The sequence below is a fragment of the Streptomyces sp. NPDC101165 genome, from assembly GCF_044768135.1.
In the GTDB taxonomy this organism is placed as follows: Bacteria; Actinomycetota; Actinomycetes; order Streptomycetales; family Streptomycetaceae; genus Streptomyces.
Genome location: NZ_JBIWPG010000023.1, coordinates 1 through 22047, shown reverse-complemented (window position 1 = coordinate 22047; position 22047 = coordinate 1). Strand labels below are relative to the sequence as shown.

Genomic DNA, 22047 nt, shown 5'->3' with positions numbered 1-22047 from the left:
CGGTCACGGGACGTTGCGGACGTCTGGACGTCACGGGGGAAGCACATGGAAGCGGCCTTGACGGTACTGCTGACGGCACTCGCCGACGGCGAGGTCGGCTCCCTCGGGCGTGAGGCGCTGAAGGCCCTGGCCGAACTGGTGCACGGAACAGACGATGCGCCCGGCGACGTCGGACGCGTCGATCCCGTCGGTCTTGCCGCGACCACCCATACGCGCGGAGGGCAGGAGCCCGCACTGCGGGCGGAGTTGGTGACCTGGGCCAAGCGGGTTCAACACACGCTCGCGGACGATCTCGAGACGGCATCCGCGGTCGCTGCCGCGATGGACCGGCAGGCGCCCGGTACCGGCGCCTGGTACCAGGGCGATCACCTCGACTTCGGTCAGGGCATGTTCCTCGGCAGTGTCGTCGGCGCGCAGGTCGTGTACAACAACCTCGGCCCCGTACCGCCCGCCATGGCCCAGCTCCCGCCCACCCAACCGGGTTTCACCGGCCGGCAGGGCGACCTGCGCAAGCTCCTGGCCGCCCTCGCACCGACATCTGACCGCGCACCGGGCCGGTCCGCGGTCGCAGCTGTGACCGGCCTGGCCGGAGCGGGCAAGACCGCCCTCGCTGTGGAGGCCGCGCACGCTGCGGACGGCGAGGGGTGGTTTCTGGGCGGAACACTCTTCGTCGACCTGCACGGATACGATGCGGTACCAGTCACCGCGGGGCGCGCCCTGCACTCGCTCCTGCGTGCGCTGGGGATGCCGTCCGAGCACATTCCGTCCGGGGAGGAAGAGCGAGCCGCCCACTACCGCACGCGGCTCGCGGAACGCACCGATCGCGTGCTGATCCTGGTGGACAACGCCTCGTCACCCGCTCAGGTGCGACCGCTGATCCCTGGTGACGTGCGTCATCGGGTTCTGGTCACCTCGCGCACCCGGCTGCCCGCATCGCTGGGCGCCTTCTCGCTCTCCCTCGGAGAGCTGGCACCCGATGCGTCCGTCGAGCTGCTCGACGAAGCGCTCCGTACGGCCGTACCCGATGACGCGCGGATCTCCGACGACCCGAGTGCGGCACACGAACTCGCCGCACTCTGCGGCCACTTACCTCTTGCTCTGCAGATCGCTGCCGCACTGCTCGCCTATGACCCGGGGATGCCGGTCGTCGAGTTCGTCGCGGCCCTCAAGAAGCAGTACAGCATGCGGGTCACGCTCCTTGACGACGGTGAGCGCAGCATCTGTGCCGCCTTTGCTCTCTCCTATGACCGGTTGCCCGAGGACCAGGCCCGGCTGCTGCGACTGCTGGCGCTGGCGTCGGGTTCGGAGATCAGCGCGCACACGATCTGCGCCCTGGTGGGCGAAGACACGCCGCCGGCAGGGACTCTGGCCGGACTGGAGCGGGCGTACCTCGTCGACCGAGGCAGCAGCCGTACGGAATGGCGGCTCCATGACCTCGTGCGGGAGTACGCGATGAGCGTCACCGTGGCCGACCCTGTGCTTCGTTCGGAGGCCGAGGCGGCTCGTTCGCGCCTACTGCGTTTCTACCGGAGGTGGGCCAACGCGGCGGACGACCTGTTGCGAGATCTGCCGGTGGATCCGAGCACCGCCGTCTTCGAGAGCCGGGAAGCGGCATTGGACTGGCTGGACAAGGAGCGGGTGGGACTGGTCGCGGCCGTGCAGTGGGGCGCCGCCGACCTGCAGCACGCCACCAGCGCCGTTGACCTGGCCCTGTGCCTGGGTGAGTACCTGTGCTGGCGCGGCTTTTCGGACGACGCCATCCTCGTCGGCCGGACCGCCCGCGACCTCGCGGGCAGAGTGGGGGACGCCATCGGTGAAGCAATGGCGTCCAACAACCTCGGCAGAGCACTCCAGCTCGCTGGAAGACCGGAGGAGGCGTTCGCCGCCTTCTCCAGGGCTGCGGAGATCCACAGGCAGAGCGATGACAGCCGGTCCGTGGCAGAGCAGCTCAACAACATGGCTGTCCTTCTCACCCAGATGGGACGATACGAGGAGGCGATCGACGCCCTGAACGAGGCACGCGCCGCCTATACCGATGCCGACGACCCGGACGGTGCGGGGAGGGCGTGGAACAACCTGGGCCTGGCACTGCTGGAGACCGGCCGGCCCCGTGAAGCCGCCGACGCCCTCACCCTGGCACTCAACGCCTTCCAACGAGCCGGTGACCGAGTGCGTGAGATGGGGGCATGGAACAACCTGCGCCTGGCCATGGAGGGATTGGGCGGGCCGGCAGTGGAATGAAGAGGCAGCGAGTACCCGATAGGGGGGGTGGAGTGGCCGAACGTGATGTGACCGCAGGGCAGTTGCTGCTCACCGAGTATCAGGCGATCAAGGACGAGCAGAAGACGCGGATCGGGTTCCGGGACAATCTGCTGTATGTGACCTTGACCGTGGTGGCTGCCGTGATCGCCGCCGCGGCACAGGCCAAGCAGACCGCGATGCTGTTGGCGTTGCCGCCGGTGTGCGTCGTGCTCGGGTGGACGTATCTCGTCAATGACCAGAAGATCTCGGCAATCGGGGCCTATGTGCGGGGGGAGTTGGGGCCTCGGCTTGCCGAGATGGTGCAGGTGCAGGGGACCGAGGTCTTCAAGTGGGAGGTCGCCCATCGGGGAGACGCCCGCCGGTTCTCCCGGAAGGTCATGCAGTGCGTGATCGACCTGCTGGCCTTCTGCGTCGTGCCGTTGAGTGCGCTGGTCGTGTACTGGGTGGGGGATGACGCCTCGACCGGGTTGGTGATTCTCTCCGTTCCGGAGGCGGTTTCGGTGGTCGGGCTGGGGGTGTACATCGTTCAGTACGCCCTGCCGTTCGGGAGCGGAGGCCGGGCGGGGTGAGCGATCACATCCACTTCCAGGACGGGGAGTTCAGAGGGACGGTCATCGGGAAGGCGGAGTACCGGCAGCCAGCGCCGGCGCCTACGGCGTTGGACGCGTTGCCTCCCAGAACGGCGGGATTCACCGGGCGCGAAGGGGACTTGGGCCGACTGCGCGATGTGCTGAACCCGGCGGCCGGTCCGGGTGAGCCCCAAGCCGTGCTCGTCACCGCAGTGTCAGGGCTGGGCGGCATCGGCAAGACCGCGCTGGCGGTGGAGGCGGCGTACGCGGCCAGGGAAGCGGGGTGGTTTCCGGGTGGTGTGCTCTTCGTGGATCTGCACGGGTACGACGACGCACCGGTGACGGCAGACCAGGCACTTCAGTCGTTGCTTCGGGCGCTCGGCGTCGAGCCCGAGCACATTCCGGCCAGCGCGGACGAGCGGTCGGGGCTTTATCGGTCGCTGCTCAACGAGCGGGAGGCCATGCTGATCCTCACGGACAACGTGTCCTCGCCGGATCAGGCACTACCTCTGCTGCCCGGCGGCAACCGGCACCGGGTTCTCGTCACATCCAGAGATCGTCTGCCTCAACTCGGAGTCAGGCGGGTCCCCTTGGAACAGCTCGAGCCCGACGAATCGTACGACCTTCTCGACCTTGCTCTGAAAACCGCCGATCCCGACGACAGCCGCGTCACTGATGACCCCGAGGGGGCCGGGCGGTTGGCCGACCTGTGCGGACATCTGCCGCTGGCCTTGCAGATCGCGGCGGCGCTGTTGGCGGAGGACCCGGATCAGCCGGTGGCGGAACTCGTCGATGAGTTCGCTGCCGCGCGCGACCGTCTCGGTCTCCTCGACGACGGCGCGCGCACCGTCCGCGCCGCCTTCGACCTCTCCTACCGGCGACTGCCTTCTGACCAGGCCCGTCTGCTACGTCTGCTTGCCCTCGCGCCGGGCCCCGAGGCGAGCGATGAGGTCGCCGCCGTGCTCGTCGGCACCGAGGCTCCTCCGCTGAGGGACCTGAGGTCGCTGGCACGTGCGCATCTCGTGGAGCGGGGGAGTGCGCGTGGGCGGTGGAGGTCGCATGACCTGGTCCGGGCGTTCGGGGCCGGTGTCGTGGCACAGGGCGTGCACTTGCAGGCGGAGGGCGGGGCGGCGCGGGATCGGGTGATGGGGTTTTACCGTCGGCCTTTGGACGTCGTCACAGGGAGGGCCCTGCCTTGTTCAACCTCGGTAAGGCTCTGCAGGAAGCAGGCCGGACGGAGGAGGCCGTCGAAGCGTACAAGGAGGCGCTGGACATCTACAGAGGGTTCGAGGACTGGTACAGAGAAGGGCAGACCCTTGCGAATCTCACCCTCATCCAGGTGGCCAGTAGCGGCCCCGCCCAAGCCCGTGCCGTGTGGCTTCAAGCCGCTGGAGCCTTCGCTCGGGCCAACTCCCTCGCCCAAGCCGCCCAAGCCCGCGCCCAGGCCGCCGCCCTCACCGCCCCTGAGAAACCCACCGATAAACCAACTCCGGCCTCCCCACCTGCCCATAAACCGGCTCCCGCCCAGCCCGCCCCGCCTCCACCAGATGCTCCAGATACCGCCGAGCAGTAATCCGCGAAATCCCCACAGCCTCAGCCACCCCCGCAGCCGTAAGCCCCTCCGACGCCTCCCGAAGCACCCCCGTGACCCGTTCCAGCGTCGGCGCGCTCAACCCCTTCGGAAGCGCCGCAGGCCCAGGCGCCCGGAGCACCGCCAACGCCCGGTCCACCTCGTCCTGACCGCTCGCTTCCCCCACGGCCGCATGGAACTCGGCATACCGCACCAGCCGATCCCGCAGCGTCGCGAACGTGAACGGCTTCAGGACGTACTGGACGACCCCGAGCGAGACCCCTTCCCGCACCACCGCCAGGTCCCGCGCCGACGTCACCGCTATCACGTCCGCGTGATGCCCGGCCGCCCGCAGTGACCGTGCCAGCTGCAGCCCGTGCACATCCGGCAGATGCAGGTCCAGCAACAGCAGGTCCACGGGCGTACGGTCCAGGAAGCGGCGCGCCTCGGCGCCCGTGTGCGCCTTGCCCACCGCCACGAATCCCGGCACCCGGCCGACGTACATCACATGCGCGTCGGCGGCCACCGGGTCGTCCTCGACGACGAGGACCCGAATGGGTTGCGACACCGAACCCGTCATCTGCTGTCACCCACCGATGTGCGCAACGGCAACCGCACCTCGAACACCGCTCCGCCCTCCCCTTCCTCGTCGGACTCCGCCACCGTCAACGTCCCGTCGAGCCGGGTCACCGCCTGCCGGACCAGGGCCAGACCCAGGCCCCGCCCGCCGGGTCCCGCCGGCTTCGTCGTGAACCCCCGTTGGAATACCAGGTCGGCATGGGCGGGGTCGACACCAGGTCCCGTGTCGGACACGCGCAGCACCAGTTCGGCGGCCGAGGCGTACGCCGTCACGGTCACCCGCGCCCGTGCACTGCCCTGGGCCGCGTCGACGGCGTTGTCGATCAGATTGCCGAGGACCGTGACCAGGTCCCGCGGGGACAGCTCGGCGGGGAGCACGCCGTCGTCCAGCCGGCTGTCCGGCGACACCACCAGCTCGACGCCCCGCTCGTTCGCCTGGGCCGTCTTGCCCAGCAGCAGGGCGGCCAGCACCGGCTCGCTCACGGCGGCCACCACCTGGTCGGTGAGGGCCTGGGCCAGCTCCAGTTCCGCCGTGGCGAAGTCCACGGCCTCCTGCGCCCGGCCCAGCTCGATCAGCGAGACGACCGTGTGGAGGCGGTTCGCCGCCTCGTGAGCCTGCGAGCGCAGGGCCTGTGTGAAGCCCCGCTCCGAGTCCAACTCACCCATGAGGGACTGGAGTTCGGTGACGTCTCGCAGGGTCGCCACGGTGCCGCGGCGTTCGCCCCCGGACACCGGTGAGGTGTTCACCACCAGCACCCGGGACGCCGTCAGGTGCACCTCGTCCACGCGCGGCTCCGAGGACAGCAGCGCCCCGGTCAGCGGAGTCGGCAGGCCGAGGTCGGCCACCGACCTGCCGATCACGTCCTCCTCCTCGCCGACCCCCAGCAGCTCCCGGCCGCCGTCGTTGATCAGCGCCACCCTGAACTGCCCGTCCAGCATCAGCAGCCCCTCGCGGACCGCGTGCAGCGCCGCCTGGTGGTAGTCGTGCATCCGGCTCAGCTCGGCCGCGTTCATGCCGTGGGTGTGGCGGCGCAGACGGGCGTTGACCACGTACGTGCCGACGGCGCCCAGCAGCAGTGCGACGCCGGCCACGCCGAGCAGGGCCGTGACCTGGCCCCGGACCCGTGCGCTGATCGCCTCGACCTTGATGCCGGCGCTGACCAGGCCGATGACCCTGCCGTTCTCCTCCACCGGGGTGACCGCGCGGACGGACGCGCCGAGGGTGCCGGTGTAGGTCTCGGTGAAGGTGCGGCCGTGCTGCGCGGGGCCGATGCGGCCGAGGAAGTGCTTGCCGATCTGATTCTCGTCGGGGTGGGTCCAGCGGATCCCGGCCGGGGTCATGATCGTCACGAAGTCGACGTTCGCGTCCCGCATGACCTGCATCGCGTAGGGCTGGAGCCGCTCGGTCGGATCGGGGGTGTGGATCGCCGAGCGGACCGAGGGGGAGTCCGCGATCGAGCGGGCCACGGCCGTCGCGTGCCGGGCGGCCGCGTCCTCGGCCTGCCGTTCGTCGCTGACGTAGGTGAACAGCGCGTACCCGGCCACGACCACCGCTATCAGCACGGCCTGCATGGCGAACAGCTGGCCGGCCAGGCTGCGGGGGCGGGGGAGGGACGGGAAGCGCATGTCAGCAGTGTGCCTCTCGGGTTAAGCATGAACTAAATGAACGGAAGGGTGACCGCCCTCACAGACCGGGAGATAGTCCAGGCATCCCCCACAACCCCCGGACGTGAGCCGCACGCCGGTGATGCCGACGAAGACGTCAAGGAGGGCAGCCGTGGCCGCCAGTTCCCCCGATACGGCACCTGCCGCACCCCGCGTGAAGCGGGACCGGACCCACTACCTGTACATCGCCGTCATTGTGGCGGTCGCGCTCGGCATCGCTGTGGGGCTCATCTGGCCCGATGCCGGAGTCGAGCTGAAGCCGCTGGGCACCGGCTTCGTGAACCTGATCAAGATGATGATCTCGCCGATCATCTTCTGCACGATCGTGCTCGGCATCGGCTCCGTACGGAAGGCCGCGAAGGTCGGTGCCGTCGGCGGTATCGCGCTCGGCTACTTCCTGGTGATGTCGCTCGTCGCGCTCGCCATCGGCCTCGTCGTCGGCAACGTCCTGCACCCGGGGGACGGGCTGCACATCACCAACGCCATCAAGGCGACCGGGCACGACCAGGTGTCCCCCGACGCGCTGCCGCCGGTCGACTTCGTCCTGTCGATCATCCCGCTCACCTTCGTGTCCGCGTTCACCGAGGGCCAGGTGCTGCAGACCCTGCTGGTCGCGCTGCTCGCCGGGTTCGCGCTGCAGGCCATGGGGCCGGCCGGGCAGCCGGTGCTGCGGGGCGTCGAGCACATCCAGCGGCTGGTCTTCCGCATCCTGTCCATGGTCATGTGGGCCGCGCCGATCGGCGCCTTCGGTGCCATCGCGGCCGTCGTCGGCTCCGCGGGCCTGGACGCGCTGAAGAGCCTCGCCGTGCTGATGCTCGGGTTCTACGTGACCTGCTTCCTGTTCGTCTTCATCGTGCTCGGCGCGCTGCTGCGGATCGTCGCGGGGCTGAACATCTTCACGCTCTTCAAGTACCTGGCCCGCGAGTTCCTGCTGATCCTGTCGACCTCCTCCTCCGAGTCCGCGCTGCCGCGGCTCATCGCGAAGATGGAGCACCTGGGCATCAGCAAGCCGGTCGTCGGCATCACCGTGCCGACCGGCTACTCCTTCAACCTCGACGGCACCATGATCTACATGACCATGGCGTCCCTCTACATCGCCGACGCCCTGGGCACCCCGATGTCCATCGGCGAGCAGATCCCGCTGCTGCTCTTCCTGCTGCTGGCCTCCAAGGGCGCGGCGGGCGTCAGCGGTGCGGGTCTGGCGACGCTGGCCGGCGGCCTTCAGTCGCACAAGCCCGCGCTGGTCGACGGTGTCGGTCTGATCGTCGGCATCGACCGCTTCATGAGCGAGGCGCGTGCGCTGACCAACTTCGCGGGCAACGCGGTCGCCACCGTCCTGGTCGGCACCTGGACGAAGGAGATCGACAAGAGCCGGGTCAGGCAGGTCCTCGCCGGTGAGCTGCCGTTCGACGAGACGACCCTGCTGGACGAGCACGAGGCCGCGGTCAAGGAGCTTCCCGAGCCTCGCGAGGACGGGGAGAAGGAGCTGGCCAAGGCCTGACTCCTGAGAAAGCTCCGGACGTCCGGCCCCGCCTGAACCCGGGCCGGGCGTCCGGGAACCACCGCCGGGCGGCTGGGTCTCCCCCCGTTCACCCAGCCGCCCGGCTTCCATGTCTTTAGGGGTCTACGACTCCGCGCTCACCTTGGCCACCAGCTCGGTGGCCGTGGAGGCGGGTACGCCCGCCGCGGTCAGTACGGTGACCGTGGCCGAGCGGCCCGCCTCCTCCGCTGTCACCAGGCCGTCGTTCACCGCCTCCGTCACCGCGAACAGCAGCTGCTCGTGCACGTACGCGAGGGCCGGCGCGGGCAGCGGGGAGCTGAAGACGCCCTCGTCCAGGCCGTGTTGGAGCAGCTGGACCTTGTTCTCGCGCAGGGGTGCGAGGCGTTCGCGGATGCCCTGCACGGTGACCGTGCGCTGGGCCAGGGCGACCAGCAGCCGGTAGCGGTCGGCGATCTGCCAGATCGCGAGTACCGACCGGGCCACCGCCTCCGCCGGGTCGGCCACCCCCGCACGAGCCCCCGCGTCCGCCTGCGCCAGCGCCTCCACCGCTCCGTCGACGAGCGTGCTGATCAGCGCCTCACGGCTCGGGAAGTGCCCGTACACCGTCCGCCGTACGACCCCCGCGGCGCGGGCGATCTGGTCCATGGAGGCGTCGGGGTCGCGCAGCAGCTCGGCGAGGGCGACGTCGAGGATGCGGCGCCGGTTGGCGTCGGCGCGGCTGGAGCTACCCGTGGTCATGGCAGTCATTCTGCACGCCCCTCCGCGACTTGCACAGTGCTGTGCAACGGCGTACATTGCACATGGTTGTGCAATTGCACGCCGCTGTGCAAGTCCCGTCGCGTAACCGAGGAAGGCGACCCCTGCCATGCGACTCGTCATGAACGAACCGGTCGAAAGGACGGACCGGCCCTATGCCCGGCGCTGGTGGGCGCTCCTGGTGCTCTGCCTGAGCCTGCTGATCATCGTGATGGCCAACACCGCCCTCACGGTCGCGGCGCCCGACATGACCCGGGACCTCGGTCTGTCCAGCGCCGACCTGCAGTGGGTGATCGACGGCTACACCGTCCCGTACGCGGCGCTGATGCTGCTGCTCGGCGCGATCGGCGACAAGTACAGCCGCCGCGGCGCCCTCGTCCTCGGCCTCGTCGTCTTCGGCGGCGGAGCGATCGCCGGCTACCTCGCCGACAGCTCCACGGCGGTCATCGCGGCCCGCGCCGTGATGGGTGTCGGTGCCGCGCTGATCATGCCCGCCACGCTCTCCCTCCTCGCCGCGACCTTCCCGCGCGCCGAGCGGGCCAAGGCCATCACGCTCTGGACCGCCACCGCCGGGCTCGCCATCGCCGCCGGACCCGTGGTCGCGGGCGCCCTGCTGCGCGACCACGGCTGGTCCTCGACCTTCCTGATCAATGTGCCCATCGCCGCGCTGGCGATCATCGGCGCCCTCGTCCTCGTACCGCCGTCCAAGGCCGGGCACCACGACCGCATCGACTACGTCGGCGGACTGCTGTCGGTGATCTGGACCGGCTCGCTGGTCTACATGATCATCGAGGGGCCGCACTTCGGCTGGGGCACCAAGGCCGTCACCGCCGCCGTCGTCGCGGGCCTGGGCCTGGTCGCCTTCGTCGTCCGGGAGCTGCGCCACCCCCGCCCGATCCTGGACGTGCGCCGCTTCACCGACCGCCGCTTCGCCGGCTCCAACCTCGCCGTCGCCCTGTTCTTCCTCGCGGTCTTCGGTGCCTTCTACTATCTCACCCAGCACCTGCAGTTCGTCCTCGGCTACGACGCCCTGGAGACCGGCGTCCGCATGCTGCCGCTGGCCGGCGCGGTCTTCGTCGGCTCGGCCCTCACCGGCTGGCTCACCCCGCGCGTCGGCATGAAGCTCACCGTCACCGCGGGCATGGTCGGCGGCACGACGGCACTGGCACTGCTCACCCGGGTCGACGCCGGCTCGACGTACACCGACTTCCTGGCCCCCCTGATCATCCTGGGCCTCGCCATCGGCCTCGCCCTCTCGCCCTGCACCGACGCGATCATGGGCGCCTTCCCGGAGTCCGAGCTGGGCGTCGGCGGCGCGGTCAACGACACCTCGCTGGAGCTGGGCGGCTCGCTCGGCATCGCGATCCTCGGCTCCCTGCTCGCCACCTCGTACGGCGACCACCTCACCGACGCCACCGCAGGCAGCAAGCTCCCGGCGAGCGCCCTCGAGACCGCACAGGACTCCGTCGGCGCCGGATACGCCGTCGCTCAGGGCATCGGCGACAAGGCGCACCAGCTGGCCGTACAGGCCGCGCGGACGAGCGACCCGCAGCAGGCCGCCCAGCTCAAGCAGCAGGCCACACAGCTCGCCTCCGGCGCCCACCGGATGGCCGAAGCGGTCGGCTCCGCCTTCTCCGACGCCGTCGCCCACACCAGCCTGATCGGCGCGGTGGTCCTGGGCATCGGCACGATTCTGGTGGCCGTGCTGCTGCCGCGCCGCGAGGCCGCCGTAGAGGACGAGGCCGCCGTGGCGGAGCAGAAGGCCGAGGAAAGGGAACTCGCGGAGAGCGCAGCCGGCTGATCCCCCACGACGTCTTCTCACCCGCGTCCACTAACGTGCCGATCCGGAACCGGAACGGCACGTTCGTGCGTGTTCCCGAACGAGCATGGAGGCACGGGGGATGAAGATCGACTGGGACCGGCGGACCTGCGCGCGGAAGGGGCACGTGACCTACGCGCCCGATGATCCCCGGCTGCGGGTACCGCTGCACGCGCAGACCGCGCTCGGTGACGTGTGGCGCTGTCTGCGCTGCGGGGACTTCGTGCTGGGTGAGCCGCACGGCTCGGGGCCGGCCGACGAGGCGCCGCTGGTGGCGCGCGGGAAGGTGCTGCGGGACCTGTTCATCCTGCGCTTCCTGGCGATCGAGCGGGCGGTGCGCGGAGTGTTCATCGTGCTGGTCGCGGTCGCGGTGTGGAAGTTCAGCAACAGCCAGGACGCGGTACGGAAGCTCTTCAACGACTACCTGGACGCCTTCCGGCCCGTGTTCCGGCACTTCCACTACGACCTCGACCACTCACCCGTCGTCGGCTCCATCCAGAAGGCCTTCGGCTACAAGCACGACACGCTGCTGCTGGTCGCGGCCCTGCTCCTCGCATACGCGCTGATCGAGCTGGTGGAGGCGGTCGGCCTCTGGTACGCCAAGCGCTGGGCGGAGTACCTGACGGTGGTGGCCACCGCCGCCTTCCTCCCGCTGGAGATCTACGAACTCACCGAGCACATCAGCTGGTTGAAGATCGCGACCCTGGTCCTCAACATCCTCGCGGTGCTCTACATCGCCCTGACCAAGCGCCTGTTCGGCCTGCGCGGCGGCCGCCGGAAGTTCGAGGAGGAGCGGCACAGTGCCTCCCTGATGGAGGTCGAGGAGTCGGCCGGGGTGGCCGTCGGCTGAGCCGACCCCCACCCCGGGCCGGATCAGGCTGTCAGGAGCCCGATTCCCACGCTGACCACGCCTACGGCGAGCGCGACGGCCCCGGCCCACACCAGAGCGAACATCCCGTTCGGGCGGTCGATGTCGCCGGGGCCCATGGCGGAGGCGAAGAAGCCGCCGGGCAGCAGGATCGCCGCGGCCGGGACCCCGAGGCGCGCGATCCAGCCGACCGCGCCGGACAGGCCGGCCGCGTCGGCGTACAGCAGACACACCAGGCTGAGGATGACGAGCACACCGGCGTGCGCGTGGCCCGCTCGGGCGAACGACTTCTGGAACGGTGTCATCGGCACCATGCCGCGCACGATGCGGGTCATGAACCAGCCGCCGATCTCGATGGTCGGAACGGTGAGCAGGACGACGCCGGCGAGGATGCGGCTGGCGTCGGTGAGGTGCAGGGCGTCCATGCGAATCTCCAGGCTTCATGGGGCGATGGCGTGGTTCTTCGGACCGTGCGGGTGACGGGGGAGGGGATTCACGGCGTCCGCGTGGACCGCGTCAGCCGGGTCAGCTCCTCCTCGCTCAGCACCAGGTTCGCTGCCCCGGCCGAGTTCTGGACAGTCTCCGGACGGCTCGCGCCCGGGATCGGGACCACGGTCGGGGAGAGGGACAACAGCCAGGCGAGGCACACCTGTTGGGGGCTCACCCCGCGTTCCCGGGCCACCTCGTGGAACGCCGCGAACCGGGCGCTGCCCGCCGGCCTCGACGGGCCGTCCAGTGAGCTGCGTGAGATCCCGCCCAGCGGGCTCCAGGGCAGGAACGCCAGCCCCAGCTCCGCGCACAGCCGCAACTCGGGCTCGCTGTCGCGGACCTCGGGGGAGTAGCGGTTCTGGACCGACGCCAGCCGGTCGCCGAGGACGGCGCGGGCGCGGTGGATCTGCTCCGTGGTCACGTTGGAGAGGCCCACAAGGCGGATCTTGCCCTCGTCCAGCAGGTCGCGCAGTGCGCCGACGGAGTCCTCGAAGGGCACGGCCGGGTCGGGCTTGTGCAGCTGGTAGAGGCCGATCGCCTCGACGCGGAGCCGCTTCAGGGAGGCCTCGGCGGCCGTCCTGAGGTGCCGGGGTGAGCCCGTCACCGTCCAGCTGCCGTCGGCGGGGCGGCCCCGGCCGCCCTTCGTGGCCACGAGCACGGCATCGGTGTCACCGCCGTAGGCCGCGAGGGCGCGGGCGAGGAGGAGTTCGTTGTGGCCGGGGTCCTGGCCCGGCAGATGGTAGGAGTCGGCCGTGTCCAGCAGGGTCACGCCGGCGTCGAGGGCCGCGTGCACCGTGGCCAGGGCGCGTCGTTCGTCGGGCCGGCCCTCGATCGACAGCGGCATGGCGCCGAGCCCGACCGCGCTCACCTTCAGTCCGCCAAGGGTGCGGTACCGCACGTCAGTCGTCCTTTCCGAGGGTCTCGGCGACGGCCTTCGGCAGCCACTGCCGTACGTCACCGAAGGTGAAACCGAGCCGCGTGGCCCGGGAGTTGTCCATGCCGTAGCGGCGGCGGAAGGCGAAGGGGGAGACCTCGCCGGACTCGGTCACCTCGAACACCACTGCCCCGTCGGGGAGTTGGGACGCCACGGCCGTACCCAGCTCGTCCAGTGCCAGGAGGCCGTGGGAGGCGGCGTTCACCGGGCCCGTGAAGTCCTCGCCGGCCGCCCAGAACAGGAAGTCGGCGATCTCCTCGACGTGGACGTACGTCGCCGGGTGCGTGACCGGTGGTACGGCGACGGGGGCGCCGGTGCGGATGCGGTCGGCGTAGTGCTGGAGGCGGCCCGTGAAGTCGTCGTCGCCGCCGAGCACGTGGGCCACCCGGACGGACACGAACGGGAACGCGGGGTCGGTCGTGAACACCGCCTCCGCCTGCCGCTTGCCCTCGCCGTAGTGGGACTCCAGGAACTCGGGTTCGTCCCAGGGCAGTTCCAGGTCCACGGCGACCGTGGCGGGGTCCACGGCACCCTCCGGCACCAGTTCCCCGGAGTCCTCGTGTTCGTACACCTCGACCGTCGAGGTCAGCACATAGCGGCCGGTGCGTCCGGCGAAGACGCGGCGGGCGACGGCCGCCTGGCGCGGGGTGTAGCAGACCTGGTCGAGGACGACGTCGAACACGCGGGTGCCGACGGCTTCGGCCAGGGCCTTTTCGTCGTCGCGGTCGGCCACCAGATGCACCACTCCCGGCGGGGGTGCGGACGAACCGCGATTCAGGACCGTGACCCGGTCGCCGGCCGCCATCAGACGGGCGATCAGCCGCTTGCCGAAATAGCGGTTGCCGCCGATGACCAGTACCTCTCGCGCCTTTTCCATGACCATAATTCTCCGGGCGTCACACGGGTTCCTGAAGGGGGAGACATGGGAGATGCGGTCACCGCACCGAAAGAACAACGGCATCTGCGGGCCGTCACCAACGAAACACCAGTGGCCTTCGACGCGGTGGACCGGCACCTCCTCGAACTGCTGCAGACCGACGGGCGGATCAAGCTCAGCGAGCTGGGGCGGCGGGTCAGTCTGAGCCCGGCGGCCGTCGCCGAGCGGGTGCGCCGGCTGGAGGCGGCGGGGGTGGTCGAGGGGTACGGCGCGCAGGTCGCGCCCGCCCGCCTCGGCTACGGCATCCAGGCCTTCATCCGGGTCAACCCGCACGGCGGCTACACCCTCAAGCACCCGAGGACCCTGGAGCTGCTCGACCGCCCGGAGATCACCGAGGTGCACCACGTCGTCGGGGAGGACTGCTGGATCGTCAAGGTCGCCGTCACCGACACCGTGCACCTGGAGGAGATCCTGGAGCAGACCTCGGCGCTGGGCCGTACGACGACCTCGATCGTGCTGTCCTCACCGGTGCGCCGCAAGCCGCTGCTGCCGCCCGTCTTGCCTTGACGCCGACGTCAACACCTACGGTCGTGGGTATGCGAATCGGCGAGCTGGCCGCACGGGCCGGGACCACCACCCGCACCCTGCGCTACTACGAGGCACGGGGGCTGCTGCCCGCCCGGCGCGACGACAAGGGACACCGCACGTACGACGAGGCGGACGTCAGGCTGCTCCGGCAGATCCGGACGCTGCAGGACTTCGGGTTCGACCTGGAGGAGACGCGGCCGTTCGTGGAGTGCCTGCGGGCCGGGCACCCGGAGGGCGACTCCTGCCCGGCGTCCCTCGTGGTCTACCGGCGCAAGCTGGACGAACTGGACGCGCTGATCGGGCAGCTGACGGCGGTGCGGGAGACGGTCGCGGGGCAGTTGCGGCGGGCGGAGGAGGCCCGGAACGAGCTGGCCGCCGAGGCGCTGGTTCCGGGAGGTCCGGATCCCCTGTGCGAGCTGGGAGGGCAGCAGTGGTGAGCTTGGTGAGCGGACTGGCCGAGGTGACGGACGCGGACTTCGAGGCGGAGGTGATCGGCGCGGACCTTCCGGTGCTGGTGCAGTTCACCGCCGACTGGTGCGGGCCGTGCCGGCAGCTGGCGCCCGTGCTGAAGGACATCGCCTTCGAGGAGGGCGACCGGCTGAAAATCGTCCAGATCGACGTGGACCGCAATCCCTCCACGACGGTCGCCCACGGGGTGCTGTCGACCCCGACCCTCATGCTCTTCCGGAACGGCGAGCCCGTGCGGTCGATGGTGGGCGCACGGCCCAAGCGCCGACTGCTGGACGAGCTGGCCGACGTGCTGTAGCGCCCCCAGCACACTGAAGCGCCTGAGCGTCGCCTGACACGAGAAATCCCCCGAGCAATTGCGCTCGGGGGATTTCTCTGCGTATATTCAGTGATTCGCGACTTCAATTCGGAGCGGTCGCGGAGAAGTTCACTGGGCACAGTATATCCGGGCGGGAGCGGAATTGTCAAACACCGAATTTCCAGATGATGAATTGCGCCACGAACAGGAATTCATCGACGGACTGTACGCGCGCGTGGACGTGCTGCGCGGTGAGGCCGAGACCTCGGTCGCGGATGCGCTCGCCCAGGGCGACAAGCCCATGCAGGCCCGGCTGGAGCGGGACATCCTGGTCGCCGAGCGCTCGGGGCTGCTCGCCGCGCTGAACGCCGTCGACGGCTCGCTCTGCTTCGGCCGGATCGACCTGTCCCCCAAGCTCTCGACTTCGCTCGAGCAGGGGGGACCCCCATCGGCCACGGTCCACCACATCGGCCGGATCGGGCTGCGCGAGGACGACACCGAACACACACCCGTCCTCGTCGACTGGCGGGCCGACGTCGCCCGTCCCTTCTACCTGGCCACCGGTCACACCCCGATGGGCCTGCGCCGCCGCCGGCACATCGCCACCCAGGGCCGGACGGTGACCTCGCTGCACGACGAGATCCTGGACCTCGGCGACGCCACCCGCACCGGTCACGAGGACCCGACCGGGGACGCCGTGCTGCTGGCCGCGCTCAACTCGGCCCGCACCGGCCGGATGGGCGACATCGTGCAGACCATCCAGGCCGACCAGGACCGCATCATCCGGGCACCGCACCGCGGGGTGCTGGTCGTCGAGGGCGGCCCCGGCACCGGCAAGACGGCGGTGGCGCTGCACCGGGCGGCGTATCTCCTCTACGAACACCGGGAGCTGCTGGCCCGCCGTGCGGTCCTCATCGTCGGCCCCAACCCGGCCTTCCTCGGCTACATCGGCGAGGTGCTGCCCTCCCTCGGTGAGACCGGAGTGCTGCTGGCCACGGTCGGTGAGCTGTTCCCCGGTGTGAAGGCGACGGTGACCGACGGCCGGGAGGCGGCCGCGGTGAAGGGCCGCGCCGACATGGCGGCCGTACTCGCCGAGGTCGTACAGGACTGGCAGTCGCTGCCCGATCCGGTGATCGCGATCGAGCACGACCGCGAGATCCTGATGCTCGACGACGGCCTGGTGAAGGTCGCCCGCGAACGCACCCGCGCCGCCAAGCTGCCGCACAACGTGGCCCGGGAGTACTTCGAGGGCCACATCCTCAACACGCTCACCGAGCTGTACGCCGAGCGCGTGGGCACCGACCCGTACGACGGCAGCAGCCTGCTGGACGCCTCCGACATCACCCAGATCCGCGACGAGCTGGCCGAGAACCCCGAGGTCTGGGCGGCCATCGACCAGTTGTGGCCGCGCCTGACACCGCAGCGCCTGGTCGCGGACTTCCTCGCCGACCCCGTGGGCTACGTCTCCGACGAGGACGCGGCGGTCATCCGCCGGCCGGTGACCCGGGAGTGGACCGTGGCGGACGTACCGCTGCTGGACGAGGCGGCCGAGCTGCTCGGCGTGGACGAGCGGTGGGCGCGGGCGCGGGCGGAGCGGGAGCGGGAGACGCAGGTGGCCTATGCACAGGGCGTGCTCGACGTCTCCTACGCCTCCCGCACCTACGAGTTCGAGGACAAGGAGGACGGTGACCCCGACGCCTCCGAGGTCCTGTCCGCCCACGACATCATCGACGCCGAGCGGTTCGCCGAGCGCCAGGAGGAGGCGGACCACCGCAGCGCCGCCGAGCGGGCCGCGGCCGACCGGACCTGGGCGTTCGGGCACATCATCGTCGACGAGGCGCAGGAGCTGTCGCCGATGGCGTGGCGGCTGCTCATGCGGCGCAGTCCGACCCGCTCGATGACCCTGGTCGGCGATCCGGCCCAGACGGCGGAGGCGGCGGGCGTCGGCTCCTGGTCGAAGATCCTCCGTCCGTACGTCGAGGACCGCTGGGAGCACACGCGCCTCGGCGTCAACTACCGCACGCCGGCCGAGATCATGGAACTCGCGGCTGCCGTCGTCCGCGCCGAGAACCCCGGCTTCGAACCCCCGAGTTCGGTCCGTTCGACCGGCGTACGGCCCTGGGTGCGCGCCACCGACGACCTGCCCGGCGCCGTAGCCAAGGCCGTCGCGGAACTGACCCCCACCGAGGGCCGCCTCGCGGTCATCGCCCCGCGCCACCTGCACCGCAAGCTGGCCGCACGGCTGGACGGGGTGACGGCGGGCGCGGAGCCCGACCTGACCCGCACCGTCGTCCTCCTCGACCCCCGCCAGTCCAAGGGCCTGGAGTTCGACTCGGTGCTGGTCGTCGAGCCGGGCCGGTACGGCACCAGCGACCTGTACGTGGCACTGACCCGGGCGACCCAGCGACTCGGCGTGCTGCACACGGGACCGCTGCCGCGGGCCCTGGCCGAGGCGGTGGCGGACCGGCCTTGATCGCTAGGCCGGCCGCAGCCATACCGTGGCCAGCGGAGGCAGGGTCAGCCGGATGCTCGCCGGACGCCCATGGGCGCCCGGCGGCTCCGGTTTGACCGGGTCGGGGTGGACCACGTCGCTGCCCCCGTAGCGGGCCGCGTCGGTGTTCAGGACCTCCAGCCAGGCCGGGACGTCCTCGGGGACGCCGATGCGGTAGTCGTGGCGGACCACGGGGGCCAGGTGGGAGACCGCCAGCAGCGGGGTGCCGTCGGCGGAGTGACGCAGGAACGCGAAGACGTTGTCGTCCGCCGCGTCCCCCGTGATCCACTGGAAGCCCGCCGGATCGGTGTCGCGCTGCCACAGGGCCGGAGCGGCGCGGTAGCCGGCGTTCAGGTCGCGGACCAGGTCCCGGACGCCCCGGTGGTCCGCCTCCGCGCCGTACGACGGGTCGAGCAGCCACCAGTCCGGGCCGTGCGCCTCGGACCACTCGGCGCCCTGGGCGAACTCATGGCCCATGAAGAGCAGTTGTTTGCCGGGGTGGGCCCACATGAAGCCGAGGTAGGCGCGGTGGTTGGCCCGCTGCTGCCACCAGTCGCCCGGCATCTTCGAGACGAGGGACCGCTTGCCGTGCACGACCTCGTCGTGGGAGATCGGCAGCACGTAGTTCTCGCTGTACGCGTACACCATCGAGAAGGTCATCTCGTGGTGGTGGTACTTGCGGTGGACGGGGTCGTGGGTCATGTACTGGAGCGAGTCGTGCATCCAGCCCATGTTCCACTTCAGGCCGAAGCCCAGACCGCCGAAGCCGCTGGGGCCCCTGTGATGGGTGGGGCGGGTGACACCGTCCCAGGCGGTGGACTCCTCCGCGATGGTCACCACCCCGGGGCAGCGGCGGTACACGGTGGCGTTCATCTCCTGCAGGAAGGCCACCGCGTCCAGGTTCTCCCGGCCGCCGTGTTCGTTCGGCGTCCACTGGCCGGGCTCGCGTGAGTAGTCGAGGTAGAGCATGGAGGCGACGGCGTCCACCCGCAGCCCGTCGATGTGGAACTCCTCGCACCAGTACACGGCGTTGGCGACGAGGAAGTTGCGCACCTCGCGGCGGCCGAAGTCGAACTCCAGGGTGCCCCAGTCGGGGTGCGCGGCCCGCAGCGGGTCGTGGTGCTCGTACAGCGGGCGCCCGTCGAACTCGGCCAGCGCCCAGTCGTCGCGCGGGAAGTGCGCCGGCACCCAGTCCATCAGGACGCCGATACCGGCCTGGTGCAGCCGGTCCACCAGGTGCTTGAAGTCGTCCGGGGTGCCGAGCCGGGCCGTCGGGGCGTAGAAGCCGGTGACCTGGTAACCCCAGGAGCCGCCGAAGGGATGCTCGGCGACCGGCATCATCTCCACGTGGGTGAAGCCCATCTCCGTGACGTAAGCGGGGAGTTGGTCGGCCAGTTGGCGGTACGTCAAGCCGGGACGCCAGGAGGGCAGATGGACCTCGTACACGGAGAGCGGCGCCTCGTGCACGGGCGTGTCGGCGCGATGGGCCATCCACTCCGCGTCGCCCCACTCGTGGTGCGAGGAGTGCACGATCGACGAGGTGGCCGGCGGGACCTCGGTACGGCGGGCCATCGGGTCGGCGCGCAGGGTGCGCGAGCCGTCCGGGCGGGTGATCTCGAACTTGTACAGCTCGCCCTCGCCGATGCCCGGCACGAACAGCTCCCACACCCCCGAGGAGCCGAGCGAGCGCATCGGGTGTCCGCCGGCGTCCCAGAAGTTGAAGTTCCCCGCGACGCGCACTCCCCGCGCGTTCGGTGCCCACACCGAGAACCGGGTGCCGGTCACGCCCTGGTGGGTCAGGACGTGGGCGCCGAGCACCCCCCACAGCTGCTCGTGCCGGCCCTCGCCGATCAGGTGCAGGTCCAGTTCGCCGAGCGCGGGCAGGAAGCGGTAGGCGTCCTCGGTCTCGTGGACGGTGCCGTCGTACGTCACCAGCAGCCGGTAGGCGGGGACTTCGGTGAGCGGGAGGAGCCCGGAGAAGAAGCCGTCCCCGTCGTCGTGCAGGTTTGCCCGCAGGCCGCCGGAGACCACGGTCACCGCCTGCGCGTAGGGACGGAAGGCGCGGAAGGCGACCCCGCCCGGCACCGGGTGGGCGCCGAGGACGGCGTGCGGGGCGTGGTGGGCGCCGTGCAGCAGCCGCTCGCGGTCGCCGGCGTCGAGCGCGGGGGAGACGGCGACCTCGGCAGGGCGCTCCCGGGCGGGCGGTTCGGGCTTGCGGGCGCCCGGGATCCTGGCGGCACCGGTCTTTGCGGCAGAACCGGATTTCGCGGCGGCACCGGCCTTCCTGGCAGTGGCCTTCTTGGCAGCGACGTTCTTGGCCGTGGTCTTCTTGGCCGTGGCCTTCTTGGCGGCGGTCTTCTTGGCCGCGGCCTTCTTCCCGGCCCCGGCCTGCTCGGCTGTGCTCGTCTCCTCTCTGCTCTGCTCGGCCTTGCTCTTGCCGGACTTGTCGTTCTTCGAGGTGGCAGGCTTCTTGGACGTCACGGACGGGTCTCCCGGGCGAGGGTCGGGTCGGACGTGGCGAGGCGGCGTACCGCGGCAAGGGGTACAGGCAGCCAGTCGGGGCGGTGGCGGGCCTCGTAGACGACTTCGTAGACGGCCTTGTCCGTCTCGTAGGCCCGCAGCAGTACGGGATCGGTGCGCGGGTCGCGGCCGGCCGCCTCCGCGTACCCGGAGCAGTACGCGGCCCGGCAGCGCTCGGCCCAGCCCGGCGCGGGCGGGCTGACCGAGTGTGCGGCGTAGTCGAAGGAGCGCAGCATCCCGGCGATGTCCCGCACCGGCGGCTGCGGCAGGCGCCGTTCGGCCAGCGGCCGGGCCGGCTCGCCCTCGAAGTCGATCAGCGACCAGGTGCCGGACGGTGAGCGCAGACACTGGCCGAGATGCAGGTCGCCGTGGATGCGCTGGGCGGTCCAGGTGCGCCCCTCGGCGGCCAGGTCGTCCAGCGCCGCATAGGCCGAGCGCAGCCCCTGCTCGTACGGCCTGAGCGCCGGCACCGCCTGGACGGCCGCCGTCAGCCGCTCGGTCATGCCGTCCACCAGCAGCCGCAGCTGGGCATGGCCCAGGGTGACCGTCGGCAGGGCGTGGGCGAGGGCGGTGTGCACCTCGGCGGTGGCCCGGCCCAGCGCCCGGGCCTCGGCGACGAAGTCCTCGCCCTTGGCCAGTTCGCGCAGTGCCAGCTCCCAGCCGTCGGCGGCGCCGCTCACGAACGGCTGGAGCACGGCCAGGACGTACGACGCGTCGGCCTCGTCGGCAGGCTCGGTCCGCAGCCACGCCGTCGGCGCGGGCACCCGGGCGCAGCCCTCGCGGGCCAGGGCGCGCGGTATCTCCAGATCGGGGTTGACGCCGGGGACCACCCGGCGCAACAGCTTCAGGATGAACGTATCGCCGTAGACGATCGAGGAGTTGGACTGCTCGCCGGTCATCAGACGGGCCACCAGTCCCTCCCGGATCTCCTGGTCCAGGTCCCGTTCGAACCGAAGCCCGCCGACGCGCGCCCGGGTGCGCAGGGCCTCCAGGAGAACGTCGGCGGGCCGGGGGTCGTACAGGGCCTCGTACACCGTGCGGCCGGCGAGCGGGCCCTCGGTGACATGTCCGATGAGCGCGGGCGCCAGCCGGGGCGGCAGCGCCTCGCGCACGCCTATCAGCAGCTGGTAGCAGTCACCGGGGTGCGCCGGGGCGCCGAGCACGGGCGGCTGGTGCACGCGCAGGAGCAGGTGGTGGAGCCCCAGCCGACGGTCGTGGGGCAGTAGTTCGGTGGCCGCCACCTGGGTGAACCCGGTGATCGGGCGGCCTTTGCCCGCGAACCAGCGCTGTCTGGGCAGCCACTCGCGCAACAGGGGTTCGAGCGAGGTGAGGAGGCGACCGGAAGTGGGAGTCGTACCGGAAGGGGTGACCGTATCCGCCATGGGCGTCACGTCCTTTCCCCGGGTCGTCGGGGTGTGACTGATGGGTGCCCCGGGCGGGACGGCGGAAACCGGTCGCCGTCCCGCCCGGCCGGACTACGCGGCGTCCCGGCGCAGCCGGAACCAGTAGAAGCCGTGGCCCGCCAGGGTCAGCAGGTACGGCAGCTCGCCGATCGCCGGGAACCGCACCCCGCCGAACAGCTCGACCGGATGCCGCCCCCCGAACCGCCTCAGATCCAGCTCCGTGGGCTGTGCGAACCGGGAGAAGTTGTGGACGCAGAGCACCAGGTCGTCCCCTCCCTCCTCGGACAAGGGGGCCTCGCGGAGGAAGGCGAGGACGGCGGGGTTGGAGGACTGGAGTTCGGTGTAGGTGCCGAGTCCGAAGGCGGGGTTCTGTTTGCGGATCTCGATCAT

General features: G+C 70.8%; 19 protein-coding genes and 1 pseudogene. 11 read left to right on the top strand and 9 right to left on the bottom strand.

The features are described from left to right. Positions 1 to 57 precede the first annotated feature (57 nt). The 4 genes and pseudogenes from ACIRVH_RS37285 (at position 58) to ACIRVH_RS37270 (ending at position 4404) form a co-directional block, all read left to right on the top strand. Entirely contained in the window at positions 58 to 2241 is a 2184-nt protein-coding gene (locus ACIRVH_RS37285; RefSeq protein ID WP_403963136.1) for a tetratricopeptide repeat protein, read from the top strand. A gap of 32 nt (positions 2242 to 2273) precedes the next feature. Next, positions 2274 to 2831, top strand: coding sequence for a hypothetical protein (locus ACIRVH_RS37280; RefSeq protein ID WP_403963133.1), 558 nt, complete (start codon positions 2274 to 2276; stop codon positions 2829 to 2831). Continuing rightward, a pseudogene (locus ACIRVH_RS37275) lies at positions 2828 to 3532 on the top strand (NB-ARC domain-containing protein); the annotation flags it as partial. The gene ACIRVH_RS37280 and the pseudogene ACIRVH_RS37275, both read left to right, overlap by 4 nt. A gap of 494 nt (positions 3533 to 4026) precedes the next feature. Then, positions 4027 to 4404, top strand: coding sequence for a tetratricopeptide repeat protein (locus tag ACIRVH_RS37270; protein ID WP_403963130.1), 378 nt, complete (start codon positions 4027 to 4029; stop codon positions 4402 to 4404). Here the strand turns inward: ACIRVH_RS37270 and ACIRVH_RS37265 are convergent. Continuing rightward, complete coding sequence (locus ACIRVH_RS37265) at positions 4286 to 4981, bottom strand: response regulator (RefSeq protein ID WP_403963127.1); 696 nt, start codon at positions 4979 to 4981, stop codon at positions 4286 to 4288. The two genes, ACIRVH_RS37270 and ACIRVH_RS37265, sit on opposite strands and share 119 nt — an antisense overlap. Next, positions 4978 to 6606, bottom strand: coding sequence for an ATP-binding protein (locus tag ACIRVH_RS37260; RefSeq protein WP_403963123.1), 1629 nt, complete (start codon positions 6604 to 6606; stop codon positions 4978 to 4980). The genes ACIRVH_RS37265 and ACIRVH_RS37260 overlap by 4 nt, the downstream gene beginning before the upstream one ends. A 121-nt stretch (positions 6607 to 6727) precedes the next feature. On the opposite strand from ACIRVH_RS37260, the gene ACIRVH_RS37255 reads away from it, so the two are divergent. Beyond that, a complete protein-coding gene (locus ACIRVH_RS37255; RefSeq protein WP_403963489.1) occupies positions 6728 to 8146 on the top strand; it encodes a cation:dicarboxylate symporter family transporter in 1419 nt (472 codons plus the stop codon). A 123-nt stretch (positions 8147 to 8269) separates the two neighbouring features. Here the strand turns inward: ACIRVH_RS37255 and ACIRVH_RS37250 are convergent, their stop codons facing one another. Further along, entirely contained in the window at positions 8270 to 8893 is a 624-nt protein-coding gene (locus ACIRVH_RS37250; RefSeq protein ID WP_403963120.1) for a TetR/AcrR family transcriptional regulator, read from the bottom strand. Positions 8894 to 9011: 118 nt separating this feature from the next. Here ACIRVH_RS37250 and ACIRVH_RS37245 point away from each other — a divergent pair, with 118 nt between their 5' ends. Both ACIRVH_RS37245 and ACIRVH_RS37240 read left to right on the top strand, forming a co-directional pair. Next, positions 9012 to 10703, top strand: a complete 1692-nt coding sequence (locus ACIRVH_RS37245) for an MFS transporter (RefSeq protein ID WP_403963117.1) — start codon at positions 9012 to 9014, stop codon at positions 10701 to 10703. A 100-nt stretch (positions 10704 to 10803) separates the two neighbouring features. Beyond that, a complete protein-coding gene (locus ACIRVH_RS37240; protein ID WP_403963114.1) occupies positions 10804 to 11571 on the top strand; it encodes a DUF2127 domain-containing protein in 768 nt (255 codons plus the stop codon). A gap of 23 nt (positions 11572 to 11594) precedes the next feature. Here the strand turns inward: ACIRVH_RS37240 and ACIRVH_RS37235 are convergent, their stop codons facing one another. The 3 genes from ACIRVH_RS37235 to ACIRVH_RS37225 all read right to left on the bottom strand — a co-directional run bounded on the left by ACIRVH_RS37235 (position 11595) and on the right by ACIRVH_RS37225 (position 13889). Then, the gene (locus ACIRVH_RS37235) at positions 11595 to 12014 is read right to left on the bottom strand and encodes a hypothetical protein (RefSeq protein WP_403963111.1); all 420 of its coding nucleotides are present in this window, start codon (positions 12012 to 12014) and stop codon (positions 11595 to 11597) included. 68 nt (positions 12015 to 12082) lie between these two features. Beyond that, on the bottom strand, positions 12083 to 12976 hold the full coding sequence (locus ACIRVH_RS37230; RefSeq protein ID WP_403963108.1) for an aldo/keto reductase: 894 nt from the start codon (positions 12974 to 12976) through the stop codon (positions 12083 to 12085). Between the two features lies 1 nt (position 12977). Continuing rightward, positions 12978 to 13889 carry an NAD-dependent epimerase/dehydratase family protein gene (locus ACIRVH_RS37225; RefSeq protein ID WP_403963105.1) on the bottom strand — a complete coding sequence of 304 codons (912 nt, stop codon included), beginning with the start codon at positions 13887 to 13889 and terminating at the stop codon, positions 12978 to 12980. 45 nt (positions 13890 to 13934) lie between these two features. Between ACIRVH_RS37225 and ACIRVH_RS37220 the strand changes: the two genes are divergently transcribed. The 4 genes from ACIRVH_RS37220 (at position 13935) to ACIRVH_RS37205 (ending at position 17716) form a co-directional block, all read left to right on the top strand. Then, the gene (locus ACIRVH_RS37220) at positions 13935 to 14456 is read left to right on the top strand and encodes an Lrp/AsnC family transcriptional regulator (RefSeq protein ID WP_403963103.1); all 522 of its coding nucleotides are present in this window, start codon (positions 13935 to 13937) and stop codon (positions 14454 to 14456) included. A 29-nt stretch (positions 14457 to 14485) separates the two neighbouring features. Continuing rightward, positions 14486 to 14914, top strand: coding sequence for a MerR family transcriptional regulator (locus ACIRVH_RS37215; protein WP_403963101.1), 429 nt, complete (start codon positions 14486 to 14488; stop codon positions 14912 to 14914). A 14-nt stretch (positions 14915 to 14928) separates the two neighbouring features. Then, positions 14929 to 15243, top strand: coding sequence for a thioredoxin family protein (locus ACIRVH_RS37210; RefSeq protein WP_403963485.1), 315 nt, complete (start codon positions 14929 to 14931; stop codon positions 15241 to 15243). A 193-nt stretch (positions 15244 to 15436) separates the two neighbouring features. After that, positions 15437 to 17716 (top strand): HelD family protein, encoded by a 2280-nt coding sequence (locus tag ACIRVH_RS37205; RefSeq protein ID WP_403963098.1) that lies wholly within the window; start codon positions 15437 to 15439, stop codon positions 17714 to 17716. A 3-nt stretch (positions 17717 to 17719) separates the two neighbouring features. Here the strand turns inward: ACIRVH_RS37205 and glgB are convergent, their stop codons facing one another. The 3 genes from glgB to ACIRVH_RS37190 form a co-directional block, all read right to left on the bottom strand. Then, complete coding sequence (gene glgB, locus ACIRVH_RS37200) at positions 17720 to 20215, bottom strand: 1,4-alpha-glucan branching enzyme (RefSeq protein ID WP_403963095.1); 2496 nt, start codon at positions 20213 to 20215, stop codon at positions 17720 to 17722. Further along, positions 20212 to 21636 carry a maltokinase gene (locus tag ACIRVH_RS37195; RefSeq protein ID WP_403963093.1) on the bottom strand — a complete coding sequence of 475 codons (1425 nt, stop codon included), beginning with the start codon at positions 21634 to 21636 and terminating at the stop codon, positions 20212 to 20214. The genes glgB and ACIRVH_RS37195 overlap by 4 nt, the downstream gene beginning before the upstream one ends. 93 nt (positions 21637 to 21729) lie before the next feature. Then, the coding region (locus ACIRVH_RS37190; protein WP_403963090.1) for an alpha-glucosidase C-terminal domain-containing protein at positions 21730 to 22047 on the bottom strand (318 nt) is incomplete at its 5' end.